Consider the following 22,417-nt stretch of genomic DNA (forward strand, 5'->3'; position numbering starts at 1 on the left):
TTTTTTTGTCTCGCTCAGGCTGAGATTATTTGCCTTTTACAACAGACGTAGCAGGGGCTTTTTTTGCTTGTTTCACTGCTCGTTTTTCTTTTAACGTTAATTGCGGCTGTTTCTTTGATTCTTTAGCGTTATTACGTTCTTTGCTCATGTTATTTACTCCGTGTATGCGCTGGGCTTAGTTCACTCTGTAAAAATTTTAAACAATTATTTGAATCACAATTATGGGTCAGATATGCAAATATCGCGTTGAAATTAACGTCCTGTAGGTTGAAGGCTTAACTCGATACTAGCACCAAGTAGGCTAAAAATATCTATCACCCCGGTAGATTATTTAGCACTAAACCTAGATTACAAAAGTATAAAGATACATCGATAGCCCAGTGCTTTTTAGCGTAATTTACCTTCAATAAAATCTGGAATTTCCAATACGTTATCTCCCCAATTATCAATCAGGGCTTTATAAAGAAACTCAATAAAAACGAGGTATTTACGAGGCATGTACACTCGCTGTGGAAAACTTAATGTGACTTTGGTTTGAGCCATTGGAAAGTCTTCTAAAATTGGGGTAAGTCGCTGACTTGTAATGGCTTCTTGGGCAATAATATAGGGCACAGCTGTGATGCCTAATCCTTCAATAGCGGCTTCTCGCGCAAAGGTGACATTATTTACTTTAAGTTGTGCGGGCGGATCAAGGTCGAGCCATTGTTGGCCATCAAATATTCGCCACCCCCCATTGATATGCGCCGACTGTAATTTTATGGCGGTGTGCGCCATTAAATCTTGTGGGACTTTTGGCGTACCATAACGTTTAAGGTAACTGGGGCTGGCCATCAATTGTCTACTGGCAATCACCAGTGAGTAACTTTGTAGTTTAGGATCGTGGATCTCTGTAATTTGGAATAAAAAGTCTACGCCTTCTTCAATGACATCGACTTTACGGTTAGTTAATTCTGCATCAATTGTGATGTTTGGGTAAGCAGCAAGAAAGCGTGCAAATAGACGCCCAAGAAATAACTGCCCTAATTCGATTGGGCAGATGATTTTTAAATTGCCTTTAATGTCTTGCTGGCTAGCACTGAGTAAGTCTTCTGCACTTTGCAAATCTTGCAATATTTTGCTGATGCGATGGTAATAACTCGATCCTGCCTCGGTTAGCTTTAATGCCCGCGTAGTGCGAAATAATAGTTGTACGCCTACATTTGCTTCTAACTCGGCCACTTTACGGCTGACAGTTGCTTTGGTGATCCCAAGCGCGTTAGCCGCGCCAGTAAAACTACCTTGTTCTACCACTTGCGAGAAAATCTGAACACGATTGAGATCCATATTGTTACACCTGTGAAACAGTGGGTTGATTTTTAGCTATCTAATAAACTACACGAAACAGTAGTAAACTAGAAGATAATAAATTAGGAGTTCAGCATGTCGATTAATAAACGTTTTATCTTTGTGGCAAGTTTTATACTGGCGGTTGTTATCGCAGGCGTTTATTGGTGGTTACAAGTGCGCTTTGTTGAGTCTACCGATAATGCGTATGTAGAAACCGATATTTCAAGTATTAGCGTTAAAGTGCCTGGGTATATTGTGCAATCTGCCGTGAGCGACAACCAGCACGTTAATCAAGGTGATGTTCTTGCTCAATTAGAAGACAGCCAGTTTGTTGCACGTGTTGCTCAAAGCCAGGCTGTGCTTGCCAGTGCACAGGCTAATTTACAAACGTTAGCGGCGAAAGTTGATTTGCAACATGCGTTAATTAATCAGGCCAAAGCCGCCGTGGTGGCATCGCAATCAGAACGGCTAATTGCCAAGCAACAATTGGCGCGATCGCAAAAATTGAAAGTGAGTAATTACAGTTCGCAAAATGATGTTGATCAATTGCAAGCCAGTTTTGATTCGGCATCGGCACATGTTGATGAAGCACAGGCAGCGCTTGTGGCGAAACAACGTGAACTGTCGGTTTTTAATGCCCAACTATTACAGGCGCAAGCAGACGTAGATCAGGCGCAAGCGAGTGTTGAGTTAGCCAATATTCAATTAGCAGATACTCGAATTACCGCGCCGTTTCCTGGCATTATTGGTAAGCGTGGTGCTTTGGTGGGCCAGTACGTGCAACCGGGACAGGCACTGTTTAGCTTAGTGCCGGATGCTCAGGTATGGATAACGGCCAACTTTAAAGAAACTCAAATACAGCACATGCAACCAGGCCAAGCGGTTAAGGTTAAATTAGATGCCTATCCTGACCAAGAGTTTACAGGCTTTATTGACAGTTTAGCACCTGCTTCAGGCTCTCAATTTAGCTTGTTGCCTGCAGAAAATGCCACTGGCAATTTTACCAAAATTGTTCAGCGTATTCCGGTGCGGATCCGTCTTGATACCTCGAGCGATGCGGTAGGCTCTGCGCGAATTTTTCCGGGCCTTAGTGCTGTCGTAAAAGTCGATACTGCAAAGGCCAGTCGGTCTTCTGCTTTGGCTAAATCATCTGCAGGCCAAGCCACGACTGCCACCGCGAGCCGATAGTATGAGCCAGTCAGCTGTTGAGACAGACGCTTCTCATCTCTCTGCTGTGAGCAGTGCAAGCACCAAACCCACTGGTTATCAACGCGGCAGTAAGCGCTCTTGGATTGCTGTTGCAGGTGGGTTAATTGGGGCATTTATGGCGATTTTAGATATTCAAATCACCAATGCTTCGATGAAAGAGATCCAAGGCAGTTTAGGCGCAACACTAGAAGAAAGCAGTTGGATTGCGACCGCATATCTGGTGGCCGAAATGATTGCCATTCCGTTGTCGGGATGGCTCAGTACTGGCTTGTCAACTCGTCGATATTTGCTGTGGACCACAGCCGCATTTATTGTGGCGTCAATATTGTGTTCAATGTCTTGGAATCTTGAGTCGATGATTGCCTTTCGTGCTTTACAAGGCTTTTTTGGTGGCGCACTTATTCCTCTGGCATTTAGGTTAATCCTTGAGTTTTTACCCGATAACAAACGAGCCATGGGCATGGCATTGTTTGGTGTGACGGCAACGTTTGCCCCTTCTATTGGCCCAACTCTTGGGGGGTGGTTAACTGAGCAATTTAGCTGGCATTATTTATTTTATATCAATGTACCGCCTGGCATAGTCGTGATGATGATGTTGGCATACGGCCTAGAGCGAAAACCGATTATTTGGGACAAACTAAAAAACGCAGATTACTCCGGTATTGTCACCATGGCATTGGGTATGGGGTGTTTAGAGGTGGTGCTTGAAGAAGGAAATCGTAAAGACTGGTTTGGTTCGGACTTAATTCGTAACCTTGCCATCATTGCGGTGATCAATATTGGACTTTTTATCTGGATCCAATTACGCAAGTCTCAACCTTTAGTGAACATCAGGTTGCTGGGGCAGCGTGATTTTGCTTTATCGACCGTGGCGTATTTTTTATTGGGTATGGCGTTATTTGGCGCTATTTATTTAATTCCGTTGTACCTGTCGCAAATTCATGACTACACCCCGCTCGAAATTGGTGAAGTGATCATGTGGATGGGCTTCCCGCAGTTATTGGTGTTACCACTGGTGCCAAAATTAATGCAGCGTTTTGATCCGCGATATTTGGCAGGTATTGGCTTTGCTTTGTTCTCAATCAGTTATTACATGAACAGCCACATGACCGCTGATTATGCAGGTACACAAATGATTGCTTCACAAGTTGTTAGGGCCTTGGGTCAGCCTTTTATTCTCGTCCCTATTGGTATTTTAGCTACCATGCACCTACAGGCGCATGAAAACCCATCAGCATCGACAGTATTGAACGTTATGCGTAATTTAGGGGGAGCTTTTGGCATTGCCTTAGTGGCCACATTAAGTGATAACCTCGCCCGAGTTCACCTTGCACATATTAAAGAAACGTTACCCGCGGTAAGCGCACAAGCTTATCAACACATTAATGACACCAGTTTGTTATTACAAAGTGCAGGTTCAGACGCCGTTAGTGCAGGCAATCAGGCGTATGCGTTGTTGGCAAAAAGTATGACGCAACAGGCGTATATTCAAGCATATAACGATGTGTTTTTTATTATGTCGTGTTTGCTGTTTATCGCCGTAATTGCGGTGTTATTAATTAGAAAACCTGCCGAAAAAAGTGGTTCAGATCAGCCTAATGAAATGCATTAATCATGTTAGTATCATTTGAAAGTACAACAGATTAAGGTAGAAAAATGTCGTTAACGTGGTTAGATGTTGGCTTTTCAGAATTGTCTCTAGAACAGTTATATGGCGTGTTACAACTGCGAGTTGATGTATTTGTGGTTGAGCAAAATTGTCCTTATCCAGAGTTAGATGGTAAAGATAAAGGCTTGCAAACAAGGCACTTACTTGGCATCAACCCTCAAAAAGAGATTGTGGCTTACTGCCGGATACTTGCACCACAGATCAGTTATCCTCAAGCCAGTATTGGCCGGGTTGCTGTCGCTAAATCAGCGCGAGGTCAGGGTTTGGCAAATCAGTTGATGCAGCGTGCAATAGCCATTGCAAAACAGCGTTGGCCAGATGATCATATTCAAATTGGCGCACAAGATTACTTACGTCATTTTTATCAACAGCTTGGGTTTGTGGTTAATTCAGACGTGTATCTTGAAGACGGAATACCACACCTGGATATGTTGCTTACCTATTCATGATTTAAGGAAGATAGATGTCTGATTATTTGATCAATACTCAACAAATTGTTTGTGTTGCGCAGTTTGTTGCTAAAGAAGGTAAACGTGATGCTTTGGTTGCGGCATTAGCCAGCTTAGTGCCAGATACTCGTCGCGAATTGGGCTGTATTCGTTATGAGCTTAATGTGAGTGTGGATGATGAAAATAAAGTCGCCTTTGTAGAAAAGTTTGTCGACAGAGCGGCATTTGATAAACATTGTGCTAAAGATGCCATTGAGCACTATTTCCATCATGTGATGCCAGATCTGGTCGCGTCGCATCATGTCGAAGTATTTAATGAAGTGATTGCCTAAAGCGGCTTGACGTGAGTGATTAACAGAAATCACAATGCCAGTCTGTGTAGACTGGCATTGTTGTATTATCAATGATGCCAATATTTGCTGGCAGCAAGATGATTAGAAGTCGTAACGAGCACCTAGGGTAAAGATATTGTCATCTTCTAAATCGACAGTTGCAGTACCTACTTTATGGTCGCCTTCATACATTGCATAGTGGCCATAAATTAGCGTTGACTTAGAAATGCGGTAATCTGCACCCACAGTAATGTTTGTTACGCTAATATCAGTACCAGTCGCGTCTTTAATTGATTTGTAATATTTACCAAACCCTGCGTCATCTTGACCGTATTCGGCTTTTAAGTTCACGCCATTTAAGTCATATGAGACGTTAACGAAGAAAGAGTCACCTTCTTGATCAGTGGTTTGGCTTTCGGTGTTTTGATATAAACCACCGACTTTGAAATCGCCTAGTTTTACTTGAGCAACACCACGGTACGCATCAATACCACCAATGGTGTTATAAGCTGCTGCTAGGTAGTAGTTTTGCGCTTTAAGGCCTTTGTCACCTAAGGTTGCGCTTAATGCATATTGATCTTCGTCAGAGCCTTCGTAGTTGTCGTCCATTAAATACGTTGCATTTAATGTCAATAAACCGCCAATCGTTGGAGAATGGTACCAAATACCATCTGCTTTACGATCTTGGCCACCGATCATTCTGTCGATATCTGCGTTGAAGTTACCGAACAAGTCGATACCACCTTCAGACTGTTTAAATACAGTGTCATTACGGCCCACTAATACGGTACCAGCATTGGTTTTTAAACCAAGGAAAGTGTTACGTGATTTGAAGGTGACATCATCACCGCTGCTATCTTCGGTTTGAGTTGTGTTTTCAACTTGAAATTCCATTTGGTAAAGAATTTCAACACCGTCACTGATTTTTTCGCTACCTTTTACCCCTAGGTTCGAAAAGTTATTTTCTAGCACTGTACCTTCTTTACCATTTTGCGTCGTCGAACCTTTATCAGAGTTAGTGACTGATAGATCTAAACGACCATAGAAACTTGGGCCTTCAGCAAGTGTAGCAAAAGAAACTAGTGTAAGTACTGAGGCTACTGATGCAGAGATTAAGGTCTTTTTCATCTTTCATGCTCCCTAGAACGTAATGTTCTATATTCCATTTTTCATGGTTTTAGTTAGTGAAGTCGTTGCAGATACCATCCTGTAACAATCTGGTGCAGATTTTTACAGATTTAGCATCATCATAGTGTGGGCTAGATCAAATAAACTGGTCCTACTTGACATTTTGAGCAAAAATCTGTGACAACAGCGATAAATTATCAATTAATGTCATTTTTTTAGCAGATATACCTCTTAAGAGATGTTTCTATTTACGAACAAATAGACTAGCGACAAATCAAAAACAGTCGACATTGCTTTAGTTTAGTGCATGTTAATTTACTTGCTGAGATTATTGAATATTTGGATCACTAGACCTTAGTCTAGCAAGGCTAAAATTTGGTCTAATTGAAATGCCAATGCCTTCTTAGCCGCAAAATGGAGCTTGCTGGATTTTACTTAAACAAACGTTTAGCTTTGGCGCTAAATCGGCTAGAATCCCTGCGAAATTTAGTGGTTAATTGAGGCGTTATCTATGTTGTCTGAATCTTATACTCATCGTTTTGCGGGGGTGGGGCGTTTATATGGTCAAGCGGCATTGACGACTTTTTCACAAGCACATGTGGTGGTTGTGGGGATTGGCGGCGTTGGCACCTGGGTTGCTGAAGCATTGGCGCGCAGTGGCATTGGGCAAATCACCTTGATTGATTTAGATGATATTTGTGTAACCAATACTAATCGTCAAATTCATGCATTAACCTCAACCATTGGTCAGTCTAAAGTTGAGGTGATGGCAAAGCGGATTAACGAAATTAACCCTGAATGTGTGGTTAATGAAGTCGAAGATTTCGTCACCCTCGATAATTTGGACCAGTATTTTGTGCCTGCCACACAAGGCGGCACCATTGATTATGTTATCGACTGTATTGATGCCGTTAAGCAAAAGGCCGGATTAATTGCTTGGTGCAAGCGCAACAAAATTCCACTGGTGACCATCGGAGGCGCTGGAGGACAGACCGACCCAACCTTAATTCAAGTGACCGATTTGGCTAAAACCATTCAAGATCCTTTATTGGCTAAAGTGCGCAATATACTTCGTAAAGAATATCATTTTAGTAAAAACGTCCAACGTCGATTTGCCGTAGATGCGGTGTTTTCAACTCAGCATTTAGTCTATCCACAAGCCGATGGCAGTGTGTGCAATACCAAAGCGACGGCAGAAGGGAGTATGCGTATGGATTGTGCTTCTGGTTTTGGGGCGATCACTATGGTAACGGGCACTTTTGCGTTTGTGGCCGTGAGCCGAGTATTGTCTAAATTAGCCGCAAGGTAAACCTGCGGTTGCGATACTAATCAGCACCAAAAGGCGTTCATGCTTACTGGTTAACATCACTTATTACCTCGTTAGAAATGTTGATGTTAGCACAATTACCTCGCAGCAATTCCTGCCTGTACTAAGCGATTTTCCTACGCAAACTTTGATCGCTTATTTATCCTGATCGGTATAATACCATTGCGCGTTAGTAAGTGATCTCTCAGCGAGAATTTAAAAGGGCTTAAACAAGGCGAATGACTGAATGAATAGTTATTCTCTTTCGAAGTCATGCAACGCAGTGTAAGCCCTTTTAAAACTCGCCTGAAAGGAATGCCCCAGCCGCTTTTGCTTTACGTTCTCGCTATTTGAAAGGGAACAACCATTACTGCATAGCGACGCCTTAATCAAAAACCGCTGGACGCATTCTGAGTGGTCACTTATTAATGCGCAATGGTATAACTATAAGGACGTTTAATTATGGTGGTATATTGGCGAGTGCCACTTGTCGCTATTGACACTAAGTCCGCTTAGTGTTCATTTGCCTCTTTTTTTGTCGCACTTGAGTCAACGTCGTCATGTCACACTCCCCCCCTAGCTATTTACCCGTCACGTGATTAATACCATTTTGCTTGTGTACACGGGTAGATAATGATGAAAAGGTAAATATATTCTTAATAAAATGAGTTGGTTAGCCTTTTAGTAAATAGTTAAATTCATTGGCACTATTTTTGCTTTGTTTAAGTGATGTTCAAAAATCTGACACTGCGGGTAGGCTATGATGAAAATGAAAATAAGTTCGATGAATTTACTGAACGGCAAACGTGTGTTCGTAAGTGTAATGGCGTGGGGAGTTGTGACCTGTGCAGCCTTGCTCTTTGCACCTAAGGATATTTTGGCCAGTTTAGCGTTAGCAGATCTGGTTAGTCATTACGGCCAGTTTATTGGATTGGGTTTAATCATAGGTGTAGCGTATTTTCTCAGCCAGTTGTTTGCTTTTTTGGTTGATGAAGCGATTGTTCACTTACGTAAAAAGCGCACAGTTGAAACGATCGAGGCAAAAGTAAAGCTGCTTGATCCTGCGGAAAGGGCGTTATTACGGGAATTCTTTTTGCAAGGGCAAACTATTTTGACGCTGCCGCAAAATGAGCTAGCGGTGAGAAATTTAGTCAGTACTAATATTTTAGAAATGTTGGGGAATGAGCGTCATTACGCCATACAGGGGCCAACAGCCGACTACAAAATTTCAATGCAGGCGCGAGTTTATCTTAATCGTGAAGTGCTACGTTTACCTGCTGGTGAGCCTAGTCCTGAAGAGATGAGTTACCTTATTAAAACCAGACCACATTTTATTAATGGGCTGGTTCAAGCGAGAAAACACGCAGCGTAAAGCAATACCAATCAGCACAAAAATGTGATCATGCTTACTGGTTAACATTATTTATCATGATAGGTATAAAACAGATAACCATGGGGGCCAAGGCCCCCAAATGGTATTTTGCATGGACGTGTTTGGCTTACGTCAGCAGTAAAATCACAAGCGGTGAAGTGGAGTTACTTAACCGGAGCTGATTTTACAACAAACATCCACAGCAAATAAGAAATGATCCCAAATGTACTGAAAATAACAATCATTGATAGTAAGCCAATAGGGTTACCAAACATTAAATCTAACCAAAATGCCATAATTCTTATCCTCTGATATGTGAACTTACGATCATGTTAATAACAAAGGTCATTAAGGATAATGATCTCGATCAATTATCTGGGCGTAAGTTTTGTCGATGACTTCATTTTGCTAGATAGCTCACATAACGCTTGGTTGATATCGATTAGGTGGCACGGATGAGTTTTGAGCAATCAAGTGATTTTGATAGAAAATAATCGGTAAACCTCTTGCCATTATCAAATGCAAAGGTATAATCGCCAACACTTAATTGTGACAGTTAAGCGATGTTGTGCCAGTGTGGTGAAATTGGTAGACACACGGGATTCAAAATCCCGCGCCCTTAAAAGCGTGCCGGTTCGAGTCCGGCCACTGGTACCAATACTTTAAAACCGACTTAAGAGTCGGTTTTTTGTTTTTAAGGTATTGGCTAAAAGCTAAAAGCGAAGCGATAGAGAGATATTGAGCGCCTCACGGGATTCGCTTATTGCAAAAGATGCCGCGCCCTTAAAAGCGTGCCGGTTCGAGTCCGGCCACTGGTACCAATACTTTAAATCAGCCTAGTGCTGATTTTTTGTTTTTAGGGTATTGGCTAAAAGCTAAAAGCTAAAAGCTAAAAGCTAAAAGCGATAGAGGGCCATTGAACGGTCGACGGTATTATGCCTTGTCAATTAATGATATGACCAATCACAGCCACTTAAACCGTTCAGTTTGAAGTGTATTGTTACACAATTATGATGATTCTCTTTTTAAGGCTATGTCACAAAGCTCTTGACGGTCAGAGCGTCTCTAGCAAGGCAGGGGCGTGTGCCTTTTATGCTCTTAATTGCTGAGCTATATGCCCATAAACTCATTTTTGCCTATAACAAACAGCACTTTTAAGAAATGACAAAATAATCGGTTGGACCGGTATTTTAGAACGCTGAGTTTTTAGCGACTTAACCTCCATTTGTGCAGCAATGTTTGATCACTTATTTATTCTGATTAACCTGATCTCGGGATAAGGGATGAACTTATACTGTTTGAAATCAACACGTTACCCATTCTCACTTTCAAGCTTGTCATTTGTTCTGCTAACAAGGCGAATTGACGAGTCAATAGCTAGCCTATTGTAAGTCGATTCAACGCAATGAGCAGGGCAAAGGACTGTTTGAAAGGCATTTATTATCCCGAGCTCAGGTTGATTAATATCATCCTTCCTAGTTTCAATGATATTTTGCGCATAAAAAAACCAGCTACTGAATGTAGCTGGTTTTTGAGGTTAACCTAGCTCTACTAGGTTGCAAGCATTGCGATTAGTCTTTACGACGACGTAATGCTGCTAGTGGTAGTAATAGTGCAGTTAACCAACCCATAGAACCGCCAGAAGATTTCTCTTTTTCTTTTTCTGTTACCGTTACGATCATTGAGCCTTTTTCACTCTCTAAACGGGTATCAGAAGCAGTTACTGAGAACTTGATAATGTTGTATCCAGCAGGCGCAGTAAAGCTAATTTCAGAACCACCATTTTCAAAAGTAACAGCGGTGCCGCTAGTTTGTACCCAATTGTATGTTAGGGTATCTCCATCAGCGTCAGTACCGTTTGCTTTAACAGTAATGGTACTGCCTTCCTCACCAGATACATTGGTCGGTGCGACCATTGGCATGGTGTTGTTTATTGCTACTGAAACCGTTGCTGGTTCTGAACGATTACCCATAGTATCTAATGCAACAACTTGAGCTTCCATGGTTTCACTGGTTTGATCAATGACAGCCATGTCACTTAGGCTAACTTCACCTTTTGCATTAATTGCTAACATGCTTGAATTAGAGCTAATCACGATAAATTCTGAGACTGGGCTCGTTAACATGTCTGGATCAGTTGCCATGATTTGGCCTAAAACAGTTCCTGGTGCTGCGCCTTTATCGACAGTTAGCATCAAGTCTTCAACTGTAGGAGCAACGTTGCCTTCATCGGTAGTGTTTGCAACAACTGACATTGAACCACTATCAGAAAGTAACATGTAGCCTAGTGAATTGCTGCCCACTTCGGTAACTAGCATTGCGCTTTCGCCTGGTTTTAGTTCGGTAACAGCTTCGCCGTCAGCATCAACTAAACCGGCGGTCACGTCAGTACCATCAAGTAGCAATGTGGCTTCGACTTCATCTCCAGTGCCCGTAGATACCGGTGCCCAATCGTCTTCTTCAACACGGAAACGTACGCCAATAGAAGCACCTAAATCAGCAACAGTTAGCCCCATATCCTCAAAACAAGCTACAGTAGTGAGGAAGTCATTACCTGTCACATGGAAGGCTGGTTCTAATGTACCACTGCTAGTGCCATACGTTGTCACGAATGAGTATAGAGAACGTGGGTATGCATCATTAAACCATTGTAAATTTACAGTTTTTGATGTGTAGTCATAGGTGCCGTCATTGTCTAAGTCGTAGTCAACGTTATAGCTTGCTACAAGGCCATGTACAATTGGATCGCGCATTTGGAAGGTGTTGAAAATTCCAATTCCTTCACTACAACTTCCTGTCGCAGCTAATTCGCTTGATGCATTAAGTAAGTCATGACGTTTTGTCATGTCTTTAGGGCTAGTGGCCGTTAATGGTGCGCTAAATGGGTCGGTAATTGAGGTTGCACCCACGTTAGTGAATGTTTTTACAATACCGTCTGCCGTCACTTCAGTTGACACAGATGCCGCAGCAGCTGCTTTTGGCAGGATGTGATAGACAACATGTAACGCTTGTTCTTCACCCTCCATGAACTTAATTGCACCGTCATATTCTGACAATGTTAAGGCTTCAGAGGCTTCTGCTGCTTCACCATCAAGTTCATACGAAGATGTGAGCGTCCATTCAGGTAATTTTGTTGGATCAACAGTAATCGTTACGTCAAATGATTTGGTTTGGCCCGCAGGGATCATGATGCTTGTTGGCATTTCAAAAGAAACAGCACCAGATTCAATATCATCAGCAAAACGTTGCTCAGCCATTAATGTGTAAGTTTTCGCTTCAGCAGAGAAGTTTTTCACAGAAATAGTCTTAGTCATTGATGTTGTTTCAGTTAACGAAACAAGACCAAACGCTAAAGCAGCTTGCATGGTGTCTTTGTCGTATGCAGCAACAGGCAAGTTAATTGATTTCTCAATATCAACAAGACCTGCACCGATGTAACTAATTGGCGCTAGTGCAGCATCTTCATTTAATGATTTTGGCTCAACAGTTACATTTAGGTTTGCCGCATTCATCATAGTGGCTTTGATTTCAAGCGCACTGCGATTTGGTAATGCTTCTTTAATGATACTCATAGCGCCAGCGGTAATTGGGCTAGAGAAAGATGTACCACTGATTGGCGTTAAACCATCACCTAAGCCTGGGTGAGCAGTCATGATTGAAGTACCAGGCGCAGTAATCTCTGGCTTTAACGTACCCGCAATTGAAGGGCCACGTGATGTAAATGTTGCAATAGCACCAGCAGTTGTCACTTCAACAGAGGCAATAGAGAATTCTACATCACCTTCTGCAAGCGCTGCTTTAATGGCATCGCCTTCTTCTTTAGAAATCATCACGGATGGGATGGTCACAAGTGGATCACTACCGCCCATGCTAAATGCACCATCACCTGCTACGTTGTTAGCAATAATAACGAAAGAGGCACCCTTATTTTGAGCATTAAGTACTTTGGCTGTAAAGGCACAGCCACCACGGTCAATAATGACTGTTTTACCAGTGAAGTCAGTACCATCAGCAAAAGCAACACAACCATTTAAATTTTCAGTCGGTAGCACTAATGGCGCTGTCGTGTTGTTAAAGTCAAATGCATTGCTGGTGTTAAATCCCGCGCCGTATGCATCTAACTCCATGCCAGCAGCTGAAGCTGTGATTTTGCCAATAGGCGTAGTTGGGTGAGTCATTGCCCCAACAGATAATGCATTTACAGAGGTACTTGGTCCGCCGACGACAAATGGCGTGGCACCGTCGTTACCTGCTGAAATTACAAGGTTAACACCTAACTCAACCATTTCATCAATCAGCTCTTGCACTGCGCCACCAGCAGTATCACCAAAATCACCACCTAATGACATATTGACAGTATCAACACGGTCAGAAATGTCGCCATCACCATTTGGATCCATTGCAGCTTCTAACGCGTAAAGCTGAGCAAGACCGGGACAGCCAGAGTTACAAACTGAGTAAACATATAATTCGACATCTGGTGCAACACCAACAACAGAATGGCTCACATGGGTACCGTGGTTGGTGCTGACATCGATTGGGTTGGGATCATCGTTCATAAAGTCGTAACCACCTACAACTTTACCTTGTGGCCAGTTTGGCATTTCAGATTGTGCCGCAACCGCTGCTTGGTAATCTGCAACTTCGCCCGAGCCACCTAATGCCGCGTGAGTGTAATCAACGCCAGTGTCTAATACGGCAACTCTTTGACCTTTACCTGAGGCTACTCCCGCTTCGATTACCGCAGTGGCGCCAATGTAATCAGCACTGTCAGCAACATCTAATTCGTAATCGTAAATCGGTAAAATATCAGCAACATCAGAATTTTTCAGTAAAGCGGCTAATTGCTTTTTATCTGCTTTAACTAAAATAGAGTTCACTAATTTTGAGGTTTGACCTACCACTTCAATGTCTGCACCTAGGCTTTGAATTGCGTTAAGCACACGGGCCTGAGATGCTTGTACAGAAGTAGATGCTTGAGTAGATGAAACATTTGACAAGCGAGCTTGTTGCGATACTGACTGGGTATTAAGCTTAATCATCCAAGCAGTAACGGTTGATTGTTTGTCGGTTTTAGTTACTTGTAAACCAGCAAACTCATTATTTTTTTGGTTTGTTGTATTGTACTTATTTGCAGGCTCTGCATAGCAAGCGCCTGAAATGAGTGCTGCAGAAATGGCAATGGCTAGTTTTGTCTTCACAACGTCTTCCTTGTTATTAGACATCACTTAATAGTGAGGGATATCGCTTTAGCACGATGAAAATTAAGTGATGTTATTTATAATGCTTAACGGTTTATGTTGCATTCTGTGATGCATCAACAGCATTTGTAACACAAAAACTTAACACAAGTCACACGCTCAATTAAAAAAATAGAAATTAATTGTTAACATGTGTAACAGGAAGATGTTTAAAAGATATGAATGGGGCTGGTTAGGGTTTAACCGCCCTTACAATGGGGTTTTGCAGGCTAATTAATGTTTCTGTAGATTGGATTTCATCTATCGATTGAATACGGTTTATCAGTACATGTTGTAACCCATCAATAGATTGGCACATTACCTTTACAAAAACCGAGTAATTTCCGGTGGTATAATAGGCTTCGACAACCTCTTCTAGCGCATTGAGTTTTGCGATGGCTGCAGGGTAGTCGCCTGCACTTTTCAAGTTAATACCAATAAAACAACACACATCATAACCCAATGCTTTTGGATTAACGGTAATTTGTGCCCCGGTTATAATGCCAGCATGCTTCATTTTTTCAACACGAACGTGGATGGTACCTGCGCTAACGTTAAAACGTTTTGCCAGTTCAGCAAAGGGGGTACGTGCATCCTCCATTAGTGCAGTGAGGATTTGGTTGTCTAAATCGTCGCGTTGAAATGAGCTATCCACAGTATCGAGCCTACTAAATCAATAATTGGGCATAAATCTACGTCTTTCATTGCATAATAGCCAGTAAAATTAGTGACCATGTTAACAATGTTTAATTTTGATGTTATTGGGCTACTGTTCAGGTGTTGGCTCAATAAACTCTGCTGGCGATTCAAAATGTATTGGCTGCTCGGTATAAGGATGGCTAATGCTCAGTGCTGCAGCATGAAGTAACAATCTTGGTGACATACGTTTAGCCATTAGATCAGCATAAAAACCATCGCCTAAAATCGGGTGACCAAGTGCCATCATGTGTACCCGTAATTGATGTGAGCGTCCGGTAATGGGGGTTAGTTTCACCAATGTAGATTTTGCAGCATAACTGACGACTTCAACCAAGGTGGTAGACGGTTTACCTGCCTTGTGATCCACTTTTTGTTTAGGGCGGTTTGGCCAATCACAAATTAGCGGTAAATCAACTTGAGTGACTTGTTTGCTGACATGGCCAGCTACTCGTGCGTAATAGGTTTTGGTGGTTTCACGTTCTCTAAACTGCCTTTTAAGCTCACGCTCTGCACTGCGACGCAGCGCAACCACAATAATACCCGATGTGGCCATGTCGAGCCGATGGACTATTTGTGCATTAGGGTGTGCCGCCAACACGCGAGAATAGACACTGTCATGATAAATCGCTTCTCTGCCCGGTACGGACAATAACCCAGATGGCTTATCGACAACGATAATGTCTTTATCCTCATGAAGTATGTTAAGCCATGGCGTAGTCGGTGGGTTATATATAAAGTGAGCCATTTGGAGTCTCGTCAAGCCAGATATAATCGGGGGGTGCAGTTAATTCGTGGCAACGATACCGTTATGCCCCATGATCCGCAAGTGCTGCTTGTAATAATAAACGCTTAAGAAAAGGCATGGCCATTGACGTGCATAATCGTAAATGTCCATACAACAAAAGACAGCGGAATATGAACGAGTGCGTAAAAGCATTGGTCGAGTCGCTGCATGCCTTTTGACAGTAAAATAAGGTATAAATGCGCGCCAATAGCAACAGGGAAGAGCATAAACAATGGGTATAAAGCAAATGGGCTCGCATCAGCAAAAATGGCATGGCTCAAAATAGCCCAAAAAACCATAACCCCCGTTGTGATGGGCGGAAATGCAGTACGATATTGTTCTGGGTAAGGGAACATCCCATGTCCTTTTGGTTAACCTTTAATTTCTTTGCGACTCTGGATCACCTTGCGATGCACGATTGAATAATGGCGCAATCCCGCAGGACCATGAGATACAATAACAGATAATAAAATAATAAAGATGACTAATTCAGATTTACACTGACTTATTTGAATAAAAAAGCCAAGCAGTACAACCTTTAATAACGTCAACACTCCTTTTAATTGAATAAGCCAGCGCCAGTCGCGGATTATTTCCCAACTCATCAACAATACCCCAGAACAAATCGCGGCAACCCAGTAGTTAAACCATAACGACAGGTCTAGGCCAAACATGATGCCCCCACCACTGCCGACAACGCCAACAATATGAATGGCTCTGAGTGTTGTTTTAGTGATCCGCTCAACCCAAAACCGTCCTTCAGGTACTGGCGAATTATGTTTGTGTTTCATTGGTTGCCGTCTTAGTTGCAAAATATGACAATGTTAACAACTCTAGCAATTTAAAACAGTGATGTAAGAGCCAGTTTTGAGCTCTACTTTTTATGACCGAATCCCTTATCCGCTCGCTGAACTGAGCAGGTGTAATGAGTATCTTGATGTACTTGCGTTTTGATGTTGCAATCTGCAACGTCAGTTGGATCACAATTTGATGCTTATCTAATGTGAGATTGACGACAATAACTTTCAATTCACATACAATTCACTTATCAGTTGGACTGAGCCACTGGCTTAAACCACACCTCCACGACGAGTAAAACTGGATACTTATGAGAATTGGATTTTTTAGCGCAAAGCCTTATGACATCGTTCATTTCAATCGTACCAACCAACAGTTTGATGTTGATATTGAGTATTTTGATTATCGATTATGTATGCAAAACGTCAAACTCGCTGAAGGTTATGAAGTGGTTTGCGCCTTTGTGAACGACTCGCTATGCGAGGAAGTACTCGTTGAACTAGCAAAAGGAGGCACAAAAGTGATAGCCATGCGCTGTGCTGGCTTTAATAATGTTGATTTAGTGGCCGCTAAACGCTTAGGTATGCAAGTTGTAAATGTACCGGCATATTCTCCTGAGTCGGTTGCTGAGCACTCTGTTGCATTAATGTTGACATTAAATCGCAAAATCCATAAAGCCTACCAACGCACACGTGATGCCAATTTTGCATTAACGGGGTTAGTGGGTTTCAACATGTTTGGAAAAACAGTTGGCGTTATTGGCACGGGCAAAATCGGTGTCGCGACGATTAAGATTTTACTGGGTTTTGGTTGTAAGGTTATTGCATTCGACCCGTACCCGAATCAAGCGGTGATTGACCTTGGTGTTGAGTATGTTGACCTAGATACATTATATCCGCAGTGCGACATCATTAGTTTGCATTGCCCATTAACTAAAGATAACCATCATTTACTCAATAAAACCTCATTTCATAAAATGAAGCCAGGTGTCATGGTAATTAATACTAGCCGTGGTGGTTTGCTCAATGCATTCGATGCCATGGAGGCATTAAAAGAGGGTCATATCGGTTCACTTGGACTCGACGTTTACGAAAATGAGAAAGGGCTGTTCTTTGAAGACAAGTCGAGCGAGATTATTCAAGATGATGTATTCCGTCGTTTATCGGCGTGTCATAATGTGATTTTTACTGGTCACCAAGCATTTTTAACTGACGAAGCACTTAATGCGATAGCCACAACCACACTCACTAACGTAACCAAGTTAATGTCTGGTCAGGTTTGTGGTAACGAATTGTTTTAATATAGTGAATCAGGCATCCACATGGCCAACAATGAGTGAAAATTAAATAATATGATAACTAAAACTGAAGTGCATGATATTAAAACACCAACAGGCGTAATGCGCACCACCCTGTATCGCCCTGACAGTAAAGGTCAATTCGCAACGATTATTTTTTACTCAGAAATATTTCAACAAACGGCTCCTATTGCACGCTCAGCAGCCATTCTTGCTGGCCATGGTTTTGTGGTCCTCGTGCCAGAAGTGTTCCATGAATTAAATCCTATTGGCACTGTACTTGCGTACGATGACGCAGGTAAAGATAAGGGAAATGCTGACAAATGGGCTAAACCGCTTGAGCAGCACGACACAGATACTCAAGCATTGGTCGACTTTGCGCGATCGCAATCATTTTGCAGTGATAAAGTAGGCGCTATGGGGGTGTGTATTGGTGGTCATTTAGCCTATCGTGCAGCGTTAAATCCAGACATTAGCGGTGCTTTTTGTTTATACCCTACCGACATACATTCAAACACTTTACCTTGCCAAACTGGTAATGATTCACTGAGCCGCACAGGCGATATAAAGGGCGAGTTAGTGATGGTGTTTGGTAAACAAGACCCTCATGTGAGCAGTGAAGGGCGTAAACTGATTTACCAAAAACTTGAGCACGTTAATGCCAACTTTACCTGGCTAGAAGTTAATGCACAACATGCCTTTATGCGCGATGAAGGTGAGCGATATGATGCCGCATTAGCATTGCAAATGTATTTGCAGTCGGTGGCGTTTTTTCAGCGAGTGTTGAACTAGATCATCAATGGCTTTGACACAAATGAAAAAAGACGCATTCGTGTCTTTTTTCATTTGTGTCGGTAAACACTTACTGCGATGGGTCATTTACGCTTTGGGATCACTCGCCTTGTTACTGGCGGTTTTTTCATTGGTTCATCATTTGAGAGCTTAACCACCCCTTTTTGTAGCAATAAGCTATTAGGGTAAGTCATTACATCACCTGAATCGCGTTTAAGCAAAATATGAAACAGTGCTATTTCGACAATCACCCCAGACATGTCTTCATCTTTTTCAACAATGCGGATACGATCGCCTATACGATAAGGGAAAACAAAAAATATCAGTACACCAGCGGTGATGTTACTCAAAATTGACCATTGTGCAAATAAGGCCACACCTAGCACAGCAAACGCCGACGACACAAAAAGAGACACTTCTTGGTAGCCTAAACCCAACGATATAGCCATCACCGATAAAGTAACAAAAAACATAAAGTAGGATATTAGCCGGGTGACCATCCTGCTGCGCACTTCATTAACTTGTTTTTTCTTTGCTTGCTGACGGATCCAATGGCTCACCTGACGCTGAGCAAAAGTAAATACAGCCAAATATGCAATACACATCAATAACTGGTTAAACATCTTGGTTTCCTGCTAGAAAAAATTCACACTTATAAATGGCCATAAGCCACGGACTTGTGGCATTAACCTAGGGTACAATATGGCTTTGTTGCTGGCGAAACCCATTAGCCAAGCCTGCCATAGAGTGAAGTATGTCCGATTATAAAGTATTGCATGTCGACAGTGATAGTTTTGGTGATTTTTGTGTGCTCGATGATGGCGATTATCGGGTATTATCCTTTGGCGATAATGACGAACAAAGTAAAATGAACAAAGCATCACCTCATGTACCACAGCATACTTATGTGCAAGCAATGTTGTCAGTATTGTTATTCACGCAGCCTAAAAGTGTGATTATTTTGGGGTTAGGGGGGGGCGCATTAGTCCATTCGCTTCGCCATGTTGATGCTGCCATAAAAATAACGGCAGTAGAATTACGACAAAGGGTCATTGAGGTTGCCAAACGATTTTTTCAATTACCACTGAGTAAAAAGATCACACTTATACATCAAGACGCCAATCAGTTTCTCGCGCAAGCTGAACATAAAAAAGTTGATGTGATTTTTGCTGATATTTACAGTAATAAAGGTGTAGATAAGCAACAATTAACCGATGTGTTTATCGGTCAAACCAAACAGCTGCTAAAAGCCGATGGTTTTTTAGTGCTTAACTGCTGGAAAGAACATAGCCGTGATATTCAATTGCGCGACACGCTTTATCACCACTTCACTTATGTATACGCTTGCTTAACCGGTGGCGGTAACTGGGTTATCTATGCCACAAACGGGCTTGGAAACTTCACGGAGGCTACGAATAAACAAGCGTTACAAAGTTTATCGCAAAAGCTCGATACCAATATTAGCCGAGTATTAACCCGCTTTGGCCCATGGCAATAAAGTGGATTTACACTATTAAGCGCAGCCTTCGGTTTTGTCGATTAACAATAAGTTCAATATAAAAAATCGATTAAGGCGATAGTTTTTATCCGTTATACTAAATCATTCTCCATCGCTATTATGATTCACATCAGATGACGAGCAAGGTGTTCATCATCTCCGGCACCATAAGGTTGTCGGGTAAATGTAAATCTTAATTCTAATGGAGCATGACATGACACAATCTATCATCAACAGCACAATCAAGCCATTTAAAGCCACCGCATTTCATAATGGTGCGTTTGTTGACGTGACCGAGCAAGACCTATTAGGTAAGTGGTCTGTAGTCTTTTTCTACCCAGCTGACTTCACTTTCGTTTGTCCTACAGAATTAGGTGACATGGCTGACCATTACGAAAAACTACAAGCAATGGGCGTAGAAGTTTACTCAGTGTCAACTGACACTCACTTCACTCACAAAGCATGGCATGCAAGTTCAGAGACTATCGGTAAAATCACTTACCCAATGATCGGTGACCCAACAGGCACTATCACTCGCAACTTTGGTGTGATGATTGAAGAAGACGGTTTAGCACTTCGTGGTACTTTTGTTATCAACCCAGAAGGCCAAGTTAAAGTGGCTGAAATTCACGACCTAGGTATTGGCCGTAGCGCTTCAGAACTTGTGCGTAAAATTCAAGCTGCACAATATGTTGCTTCACACGACGGCGAAGTATGTCCAGCTAAATGGCAACCAGGTGAAGAAACTCTAGCTCCTTCAATTGACCTAGTAGGCAAAATCTAACCACTGATTCACCCTTAGGTTAGAAATATCATCTCCAGTTAGTCGGTGCTCCCCCGGTGCCGACTAACACTCTCCCACTTTTTTCAAATTTCCAGTAATTAGGAGTTGTTATGTTAGATGCGAATGTAAAAAATCAACTGAAAACCTATCTGCAAAACCTCAAGCGCCCAGTTGAACTTGTCGTGTCTGCAGATGACTCAAACAAAGCAAAAGAATTAATCAGCTTAGCGCAAGATATTGTAGATTCATCTGAACTTGTATCAGTGACCTATAAAGACGGTAAGCGCACACCTAGCATGAGTGTGATCAACCCAGAAAATGGCAGTAACATTACGTTTGCTGGTTTGCCTATGGGTCACGAATTTACTTCACTTGTCCTTGCACTTTTACACAGTGGCGGACACCCAATTAAATTAGATGCGCAAATCATTGAACAAATACGCCAGTTGCCAGGTGAGTTTCATTTTGAAACCTATGTGTCATTAAGTTGCCAAACCTGTCCTGAAGTGATCCAAGCACTGAACATGATGGCGGCAATTAACCCAAATATTACTAACGTGATGATCGACGGTGCACTGTTCCAAGAGGAAGTCACTGAGCGCAACATCCTGTCAGTACCATCAGTATTTTTAAACGGCGAGGCCTTCTCAGTTGGTGCCATCAGTGTCGTTGAAGTACTTAATAAATTAGACAAAAATGCAGCCGGTAGACAAGCTGAGCTACTCAACAAAAAGTCAGCATTTGACGTGTTAGTTGTCGGCGGTGGCCCTGCAGGTGCAGCAGCTGCTATTTATTCTGCTCGTAAAGGTTTAAACACGGGTATCGTCGCTGACAAATTCGGTGGCCAAGTGGCAGAAACGGTTGGCATTGAAAACTTTATCTCTGTGTCGAAAACAGAAGGTCCAAAACTGGTTGCCAATTTAGAGGCACACGTTCGCGATTATGATGTCGATATTATGAGCAATCAACGCGCACTGAGCCTCGCTAAAAATGGTCTGTTTAATGTGACCCTAGAAAGCGGCGCAACCTTGAGCAGTAAAACCGTATTGCTAGCAACCGGTGCTCGTTGGAGAGAAATGAATGTTCCGGGCGAGAAAGAATATCGTGGTAAAGGTGTTGCATACTGCCCACATTGTGACGGCCCACTATTTAAAGGCAAGCGTGTTGCCGTAATTGGTGGTGGTAACTCAGGTATTGAAGCCGCCATTGACCTAGCTAACATTGTTGAGCATGTTACCGTGCTTGAGTTTGACAGTAAGTTACGTGCCGATGAAGTGTTACAGCGTAAAGCTAAATCAATGGGTAATATTACTATTATTACTCAAGCACAAACCACAGAAGTCAAAGGCGATGGCACTCGTGTAAGCAGCTTGGTTTATACCGACCGCGCAACAGGCGAAAGCAAAGAAGTCATCTTAGCCGGTATTTTTGTGCAAATTGGTTTAGTGCCAAACACTGAATGGTTAAAAGGTGTTGTTGATATGACACCTCGCGGCGAGATTATCGTTGATGAACGTGGGCAAACATCGATTCCGGGCGTATTTGCCGCCGGTGATGTCACCAACACACCATACAAGCAAATTATTATTGCTATGGGTAGCGGCGCAACAGCATCTCTTGGCGCGTTTGATTACTTAATCAGACACTCTGAAGAAACCGACACAAAAGCGGCTTAGCCAGTATGCGAGTTTAATAAAAAAGAGTCAGCCTAGCTGGCTCTTTTTTATTTTCAGT

Annotated in this window: 21 protein-coding genes and 1 tRNA gene; 12 read left to right on the forward strand and 10 right to left on the reverse strand. The window is 42.4% G+C overall.

Going from position 1 to position 22,417, the window contains the following annotated elements; all coding sequences use genetic code 11:
• Positions 1-25 precede the first annotated feature (25 nt).
• Complete coding sequence (locus L2703_RS18990; RefSeq protein WP_283107832.1) at positions 26-148, reverse strand: hypothetical protein; 123 nt, start codon at positions 146-148, stop codon at positions 26-28.
• A gap of 239 nt (positions 149-387) precedes the next feature.
• Positions 388-1,323: a LysR family transcriptional regulator gene (locus L2703_RS07335; RefSeq protein ID WP_248970465.1), complete on the reverse strand. Its 936-nt coding sequence runs from the start codon at positions 1,321-1,323 to the stop codon at positions 388-390.
• A gap of 96 nt (positions 1,324-1,419) precedes the next feature.
• On the opposite strand from L2703_RS07335, the gene L2703_RS07340 reads away from it, so the two are divergent.
• The 4 genes from L2703_RS07340 to L2703_RS07355 are packed head-to-tail and all read left to right on the forward strand — an operon-like array spanning position 1,420 to position 4,985.
• The gene (locus L2703_RS07340) at positions 1,420-2,514 is read left to right on the forward strand and encodes an HlyD family secretion protein (protein WP_248970466.1); all 1,095 of its coding nucleotides are present in this window, start codon (positions 1,420-1,422) and stop codon (positions 2,512-2,514) included.
• Between the two features lies 1 nt (position 2,515).
• Positions 2,516-4,147 carry a DHA2 family efflux MFS transporter permease subunit gene (locus L2703_RS07345; protein WP_248970467.1) on the forward strand — a complete coding sequence of 544 codons (1,632 nt, stop codon included), beginning with the start codon at positions 2,516-2,518 and terminating at the stop codon, positions 4,145-4,147.
• Between the two features lie 44 nt (positions 4,148-4,191).
• A complete protein-coding gene (locus L2703_RS07350; RefSeq protein ID WP_248970468.1) occupies positions 4,192-4,653 on the forward strand; it encodes a GNAT family N-acetyltransferase in 462 nt (153 codons plus the stop codon).
• Between the two features lie 14 nt (positions 4,654-4,667).
• Positions 4,668-4,985 (forward strand): putative quinol monooxygenase, encoded by a 318-nt coding sequence (locus tag L2703_RS07355; RefSeq protein WP_248970469.1) that lies wholly within the window; start codon positions 4,668-4,670, stop codon positions 4,983-4,985.
• 102 nt (positions 4,986-5,087) lie between these two features.
• Here L2703_RS07355 and L2703_RS07360 read toward each other — a convergent pair whose 3' ends face one another.
• The gene (locus L2703_RS07360) at positions 5,088-6,113 is read right to left on the reverse strand and encodes a porin (protein ID WP_248970470.1); all 1,026 of its coding nucleotides are present in this window, start codon (positions 6,111-6,113) and stop codon (positions 5,088-5,090) included.
• 511 nt (positions 6,114-6,624) lie between these two features.
• On the opposite strand from L2703_RS07360, the gene tcdA reads away from it, so the two are divergent.
• Positions 6,625-7,422 carry a tRNA cyclic N6-threonylcarbamoyladenosine(37) synthase TcdA gene (gene tcdA / locus L2703_RS07365; protein WP_418357570.1) on the forward strand — a complete coding sequence of 266 codons (798 nt, stop codon included), beginning with the start codon at positions 6,625-6,627 and terminating at the stop codon, positions 7,420-7,422.
• A 757-nt stretch (positions 7,423-8,179) separates the two neighbouring features.
• Entirely contained in the window at positions 8,180-8,791 is a 612-nt protein-coding gene (locus tag L2703_RS07370; RefSeq protein WP_248970471.1) for a superinfection exclusion B family protein, read from the forward strand.
• 164 nt (positions 8,792-8,955) lie between these two features.
• Here L2703_RS07370 and L2703_RS07375 read toward each other — a convergent pair whose 3' ends face one another.
• A complete protein-coding gene (locus L2703_RS07375) occupies positions 8,956-9,087 on the reverse strand; it encodes a DUF3149 domain-containing protein (RefSeq protein WP_188738389.1) in 132 nt (43 codons plus the stop codon).
• Between the two features lie 274 nt (positions 9,088-9,361).
• On the opposite strand from L2703_RS07375, the gene L2703_RS07380 reads away from it, so the two are divergent.
• A tRNA-Leu gene (locus L2703_RS07380) sits at positions 9,362-9,448 on the forward strand.
• 914 nt (positions 9,449-10,362) lie between these two features.
• Here L2703_RS07380 and L2703_RS07385 read toward each other — a convergent pair.
• From L2703_RS07385 to L2703_RS07405, 5 genes are all read right to left on the reverse strand, one after another.
• Positions 10,363-13,992, reverse strand: a complete 3,630-nt coding sequence (locus L2703_RS07385; protein WP_248970472.1) for a S8 family serine peptidase — start codon at positions 13,990-13,992, stop codon at positions 10,363-10,365.
• Positions 13,993-14,224: 232 nt separating this feature from the next.
• Complete coding sequence (gene asnC / locus L2703_RS07390; RefSeq protein WP_248970473.1) at positions 14,225-14,686, reverse strand: transcriptional regulator AsnC; 462 nt, start codon at positions 14,684-14,686, stop codon at positions 14,225-14,227.
• Between the two features lie 111 nt (positions 14,687-14,797).
• The gene (gene rluA, locus L2703_RS07395) at positions 14,798-15,475 is read right to left on the reverse strand and encodes a bifunctional tRNA pseudouridine(32) synthase/23S rRNA pseudouridine(746) synthase RluA (protein WP_248970474.1); all 678 of its coding nucleotides are present in this window, start codon (positions 15,473-15,475) and stop codon (positions 14,798-14,800) included.
• Between the two features lie 104 nt (positions 15,476-15,579).
• The gene (locus L2703_RS07400; RefSeq protein ID WP_248970475.1) at positions 15,580-15,870 is read right to left on the reverse strand and encodes a hypothetical protein; all 291 of its coding nucleotides are present in this window, start codon (positions 15,868-15,870) and stop codon (positions 15,580-15,582) included.
• Positions 15,871-15,885: 15 nt separating this feature from the next.
• Positions 15,886-16,305, reverse strand: a complete 420-nt coding sequence (locus tag L2703_RS07405; protein WP_248970476.1) for a hypothetical protein — start codon at positions 16,303-16,305, stop codon at positions 15,886-15,888.
• A 317-nt stretch (positions 16,306-16,622) separates the two neighbouring features.
• Between L2703_RS07405 and L2703_RS07410 the strand changes: the two genes are divergently transcribed.
• Positions 16,623-17,612, forward strand: a complete 990-nt coding sequence (locus L2703_RS07410; RefSeq protein WP_248970477.1) for a 2-hydroxyacid dehydrogenase — start codon at positions 16,623-16,625, stop codon at positions 17,610-17,612.
• A 51-nt stretch (positions 17,613-17,663) separates the two neighbouring features.
• On the forward strand, positions 17,664-18,401 hold the full coding sequence (locus L2703_RS07415; protein ID WP_248970478.1) for a dienelactone hydrolase family protein: 738 nt from the start codon (positions 17,664-17,666) through the stop codon (positions 18,399-18,401).
• An 83-nt stretch (positions 18,402-18,484) separates the two neighbouring features.
• On the opposite strand, the gene L2703_RS07420 is transcribed toward L2703_RS07415, so the two are convergent.
• Entirely contained in the window at positions 18,485-19,024 is a 540-nt protein-coding gene (locus L2703_RS07420) for a mechanosensitive ion channel family protein (protein WP_248970479.1), read from the reverse strand.
• Between the two features lie 131 nt (positions 19,025-19,155).
• Here L2703_RS07420 and L2703_RS07425 point away from each other — a divergent pair, with 131 nt between their 5' ends.
• From L2703_RS07425 to ahpF, 3 genes are all read left to right on the forward strand, one after another.
• Entirely contained in the window at positions 19,156-19,899 is a 744-nt protein-coding gene (locus tag L2703_RS07425) for a spermidine synthase (protein ID WP_248970480.1), read from the forward strand.
• 214 nt (positions 19,900-20,113) lie between these two features.
• A complete protein-coding gene (gene ahpC, locus L2703_RS07430) occupies positions 20,114-20,683 on the forward strand; it encodes an alkyl hydroperoxide reductase subunit C (protein WP_248970481.1) in 570 nt (189 codons plus the stop codon).
• A 110-nt stretch (positions 20,684-20,793) separates the two neighbouring features.
• Complete coding sequence (ahpF, locus tag L2703_RS07435) at positions 20,794-22,359, forward strand: alkyl hydroperoxide reductase subunit F (protein WP_248970482.1); 1,566 nt, start codon at positions 20,794-20,796, stop codon at positions 22,357-22,359.
• The last annotated feature ends 58 nt before the right edge of the window (positions 22,360-22,417 follow it).

This window comes from Shewanella basaltis (assembly GCF_023283885.1).
Taxonomy (GTDB): domain Bacteria; phylum Pseudomonadota; class Gammaproteobacteria; order Enterobacterales; family Shewanellaceae; genus Shewanella; species Shewanella basaltis.

Excerpts from the sequence above, each read along its gene's own strand:
- L2703_RS07355 (WP_248970469.1), top strand. The coding sequence starts at position 4,668 with ATGTCTGATTATTTGATCAATACTCAACAAATTGTTTGTGTTGCGCAG.
- L2703_RS07415 (WP_248970478.1), top strand. The coding sequence starts at position 17,664 with ATGATAACTAAAACTGAAGTGCATGATATTAAAACACCAACAGGCGTA.
- L2703_RS07370 (WP_248970471.1), top strand. The coding sequence starts at position 8,180 with ATGATGAAAATGAAAATAAGTTCGATGAATTTACTGAACGGCAAACGT.
- L2703_RS07425 (WP_248970480.1), top strand. The coding sequence starts at position 19,156 with ATGTCCGATTATAAAGTATTGCATGTCGACAGTGATAGTTTTGGTGAT.
- ahpC (WP_248970481.1), top strand. The coding sequence starts at position 20,114 with ATGACACAATCTATCATCAACAGCACAATCAAGCCATTTAAAGCCACC.
- L2703_RS18990 (WP_283107832.1), bottom strand. The coding sequence starts at position 148 with ATGAGCAAAGAACGTAATAACGCTAAAGAATCAAAGAAACAGCCGCAA.
- L2703_RS07405 (WP_248970476.1), bottom strand. The coding sequence starts at position 16,305 with ATGAAACACAAACATAATTCGCCAGTACCTGAAGGACGGTTTTGGGTT.
- tcdA (WP_418357570.1), top strand. The coding sequence starts at position 6,625 with ATGTTGTCTGAATCTTATACTCATCGTTTTGCGGGGGTGGGGCGTTTA.
- L2703_RS07400 (WP_248970475.1), bottom strand. The coding sequence starts at position 15,870 with ATGTTCCCTTACCCAGAACAATATCGTACTGCATTTCCGCCCATCACA.
- rluA (WP_248970474.1), bottom strand. The coding sequence starts at position 15,475 with ATGGCTCACTTTATATATAACCCACCGACTACGCCATGGCTTAACATA.
- L2703_RS07340 (WP_248970466.1), top strand. The coding sequence starts at position 1,420 with ATGTCGATTAATAAACGTTTTATCTTTGTGGCAAGTTTTATACTGGCG.
- L2703_RS07410 (WP_248970477.1), top strand. The coding sequence starts at position 16,623 with ATGAGAATTGGATTTTTTAGCGCAAAGCCTTATGACATCGTTCATTTC.
- L2703_RS07335 (WP_248970465.1), bottom strand. The coding sequence starts at position 1,323 with ATGGATCTCAATCGTGTTCAGATTTTCTCGCAAGTGGTAGAACAAGGT.
- L2703_RS07345 (WP_248970467.1), top strand. The coding sequence starts at position 2,516 with ATGAGCCAGTCAGCTGTTGAGACAGACGCTTCTCATCTCTCTGCTGTG.
- ahpF (WP_248970482.1), top strand. The coding sequence starts at position 20,794 with ATGTTAGATGCGAATGTAAAAAATCAACTGAAAACCTATCTGCAAAAC.
- L2703_RS07360 (WP_248970470.1), bottom strand. The coding sequence starts at position 6,113 with ATGAAAAAGACCTTAATCTCTGCATCAGTAGCCTCAGTACTTACACTA.
- L2703_RS07420 (WP_248970479.1), bottom strand. The coding sequence starts at position 19,024 with ATGTTTAACCAGTTATTGATGTGTATTGCATATTTGGCTGTATTTACT.
- L2703_RS07350 (WP_248970468.1), top strand. The coding sequence starts at position 4,192 with ATGTCGTTAACGTGGTTAGATGTTGGCTTTTCAGAATTGTCTCTAGAA.
- L2703_RS07375 (WP_188738389.1), bottom strand. The coding sequence starts at position 9,087 with ATGGCATTTTGGTTAGATTTAATGTTTGGTAACCCTATTGGCTTACTA.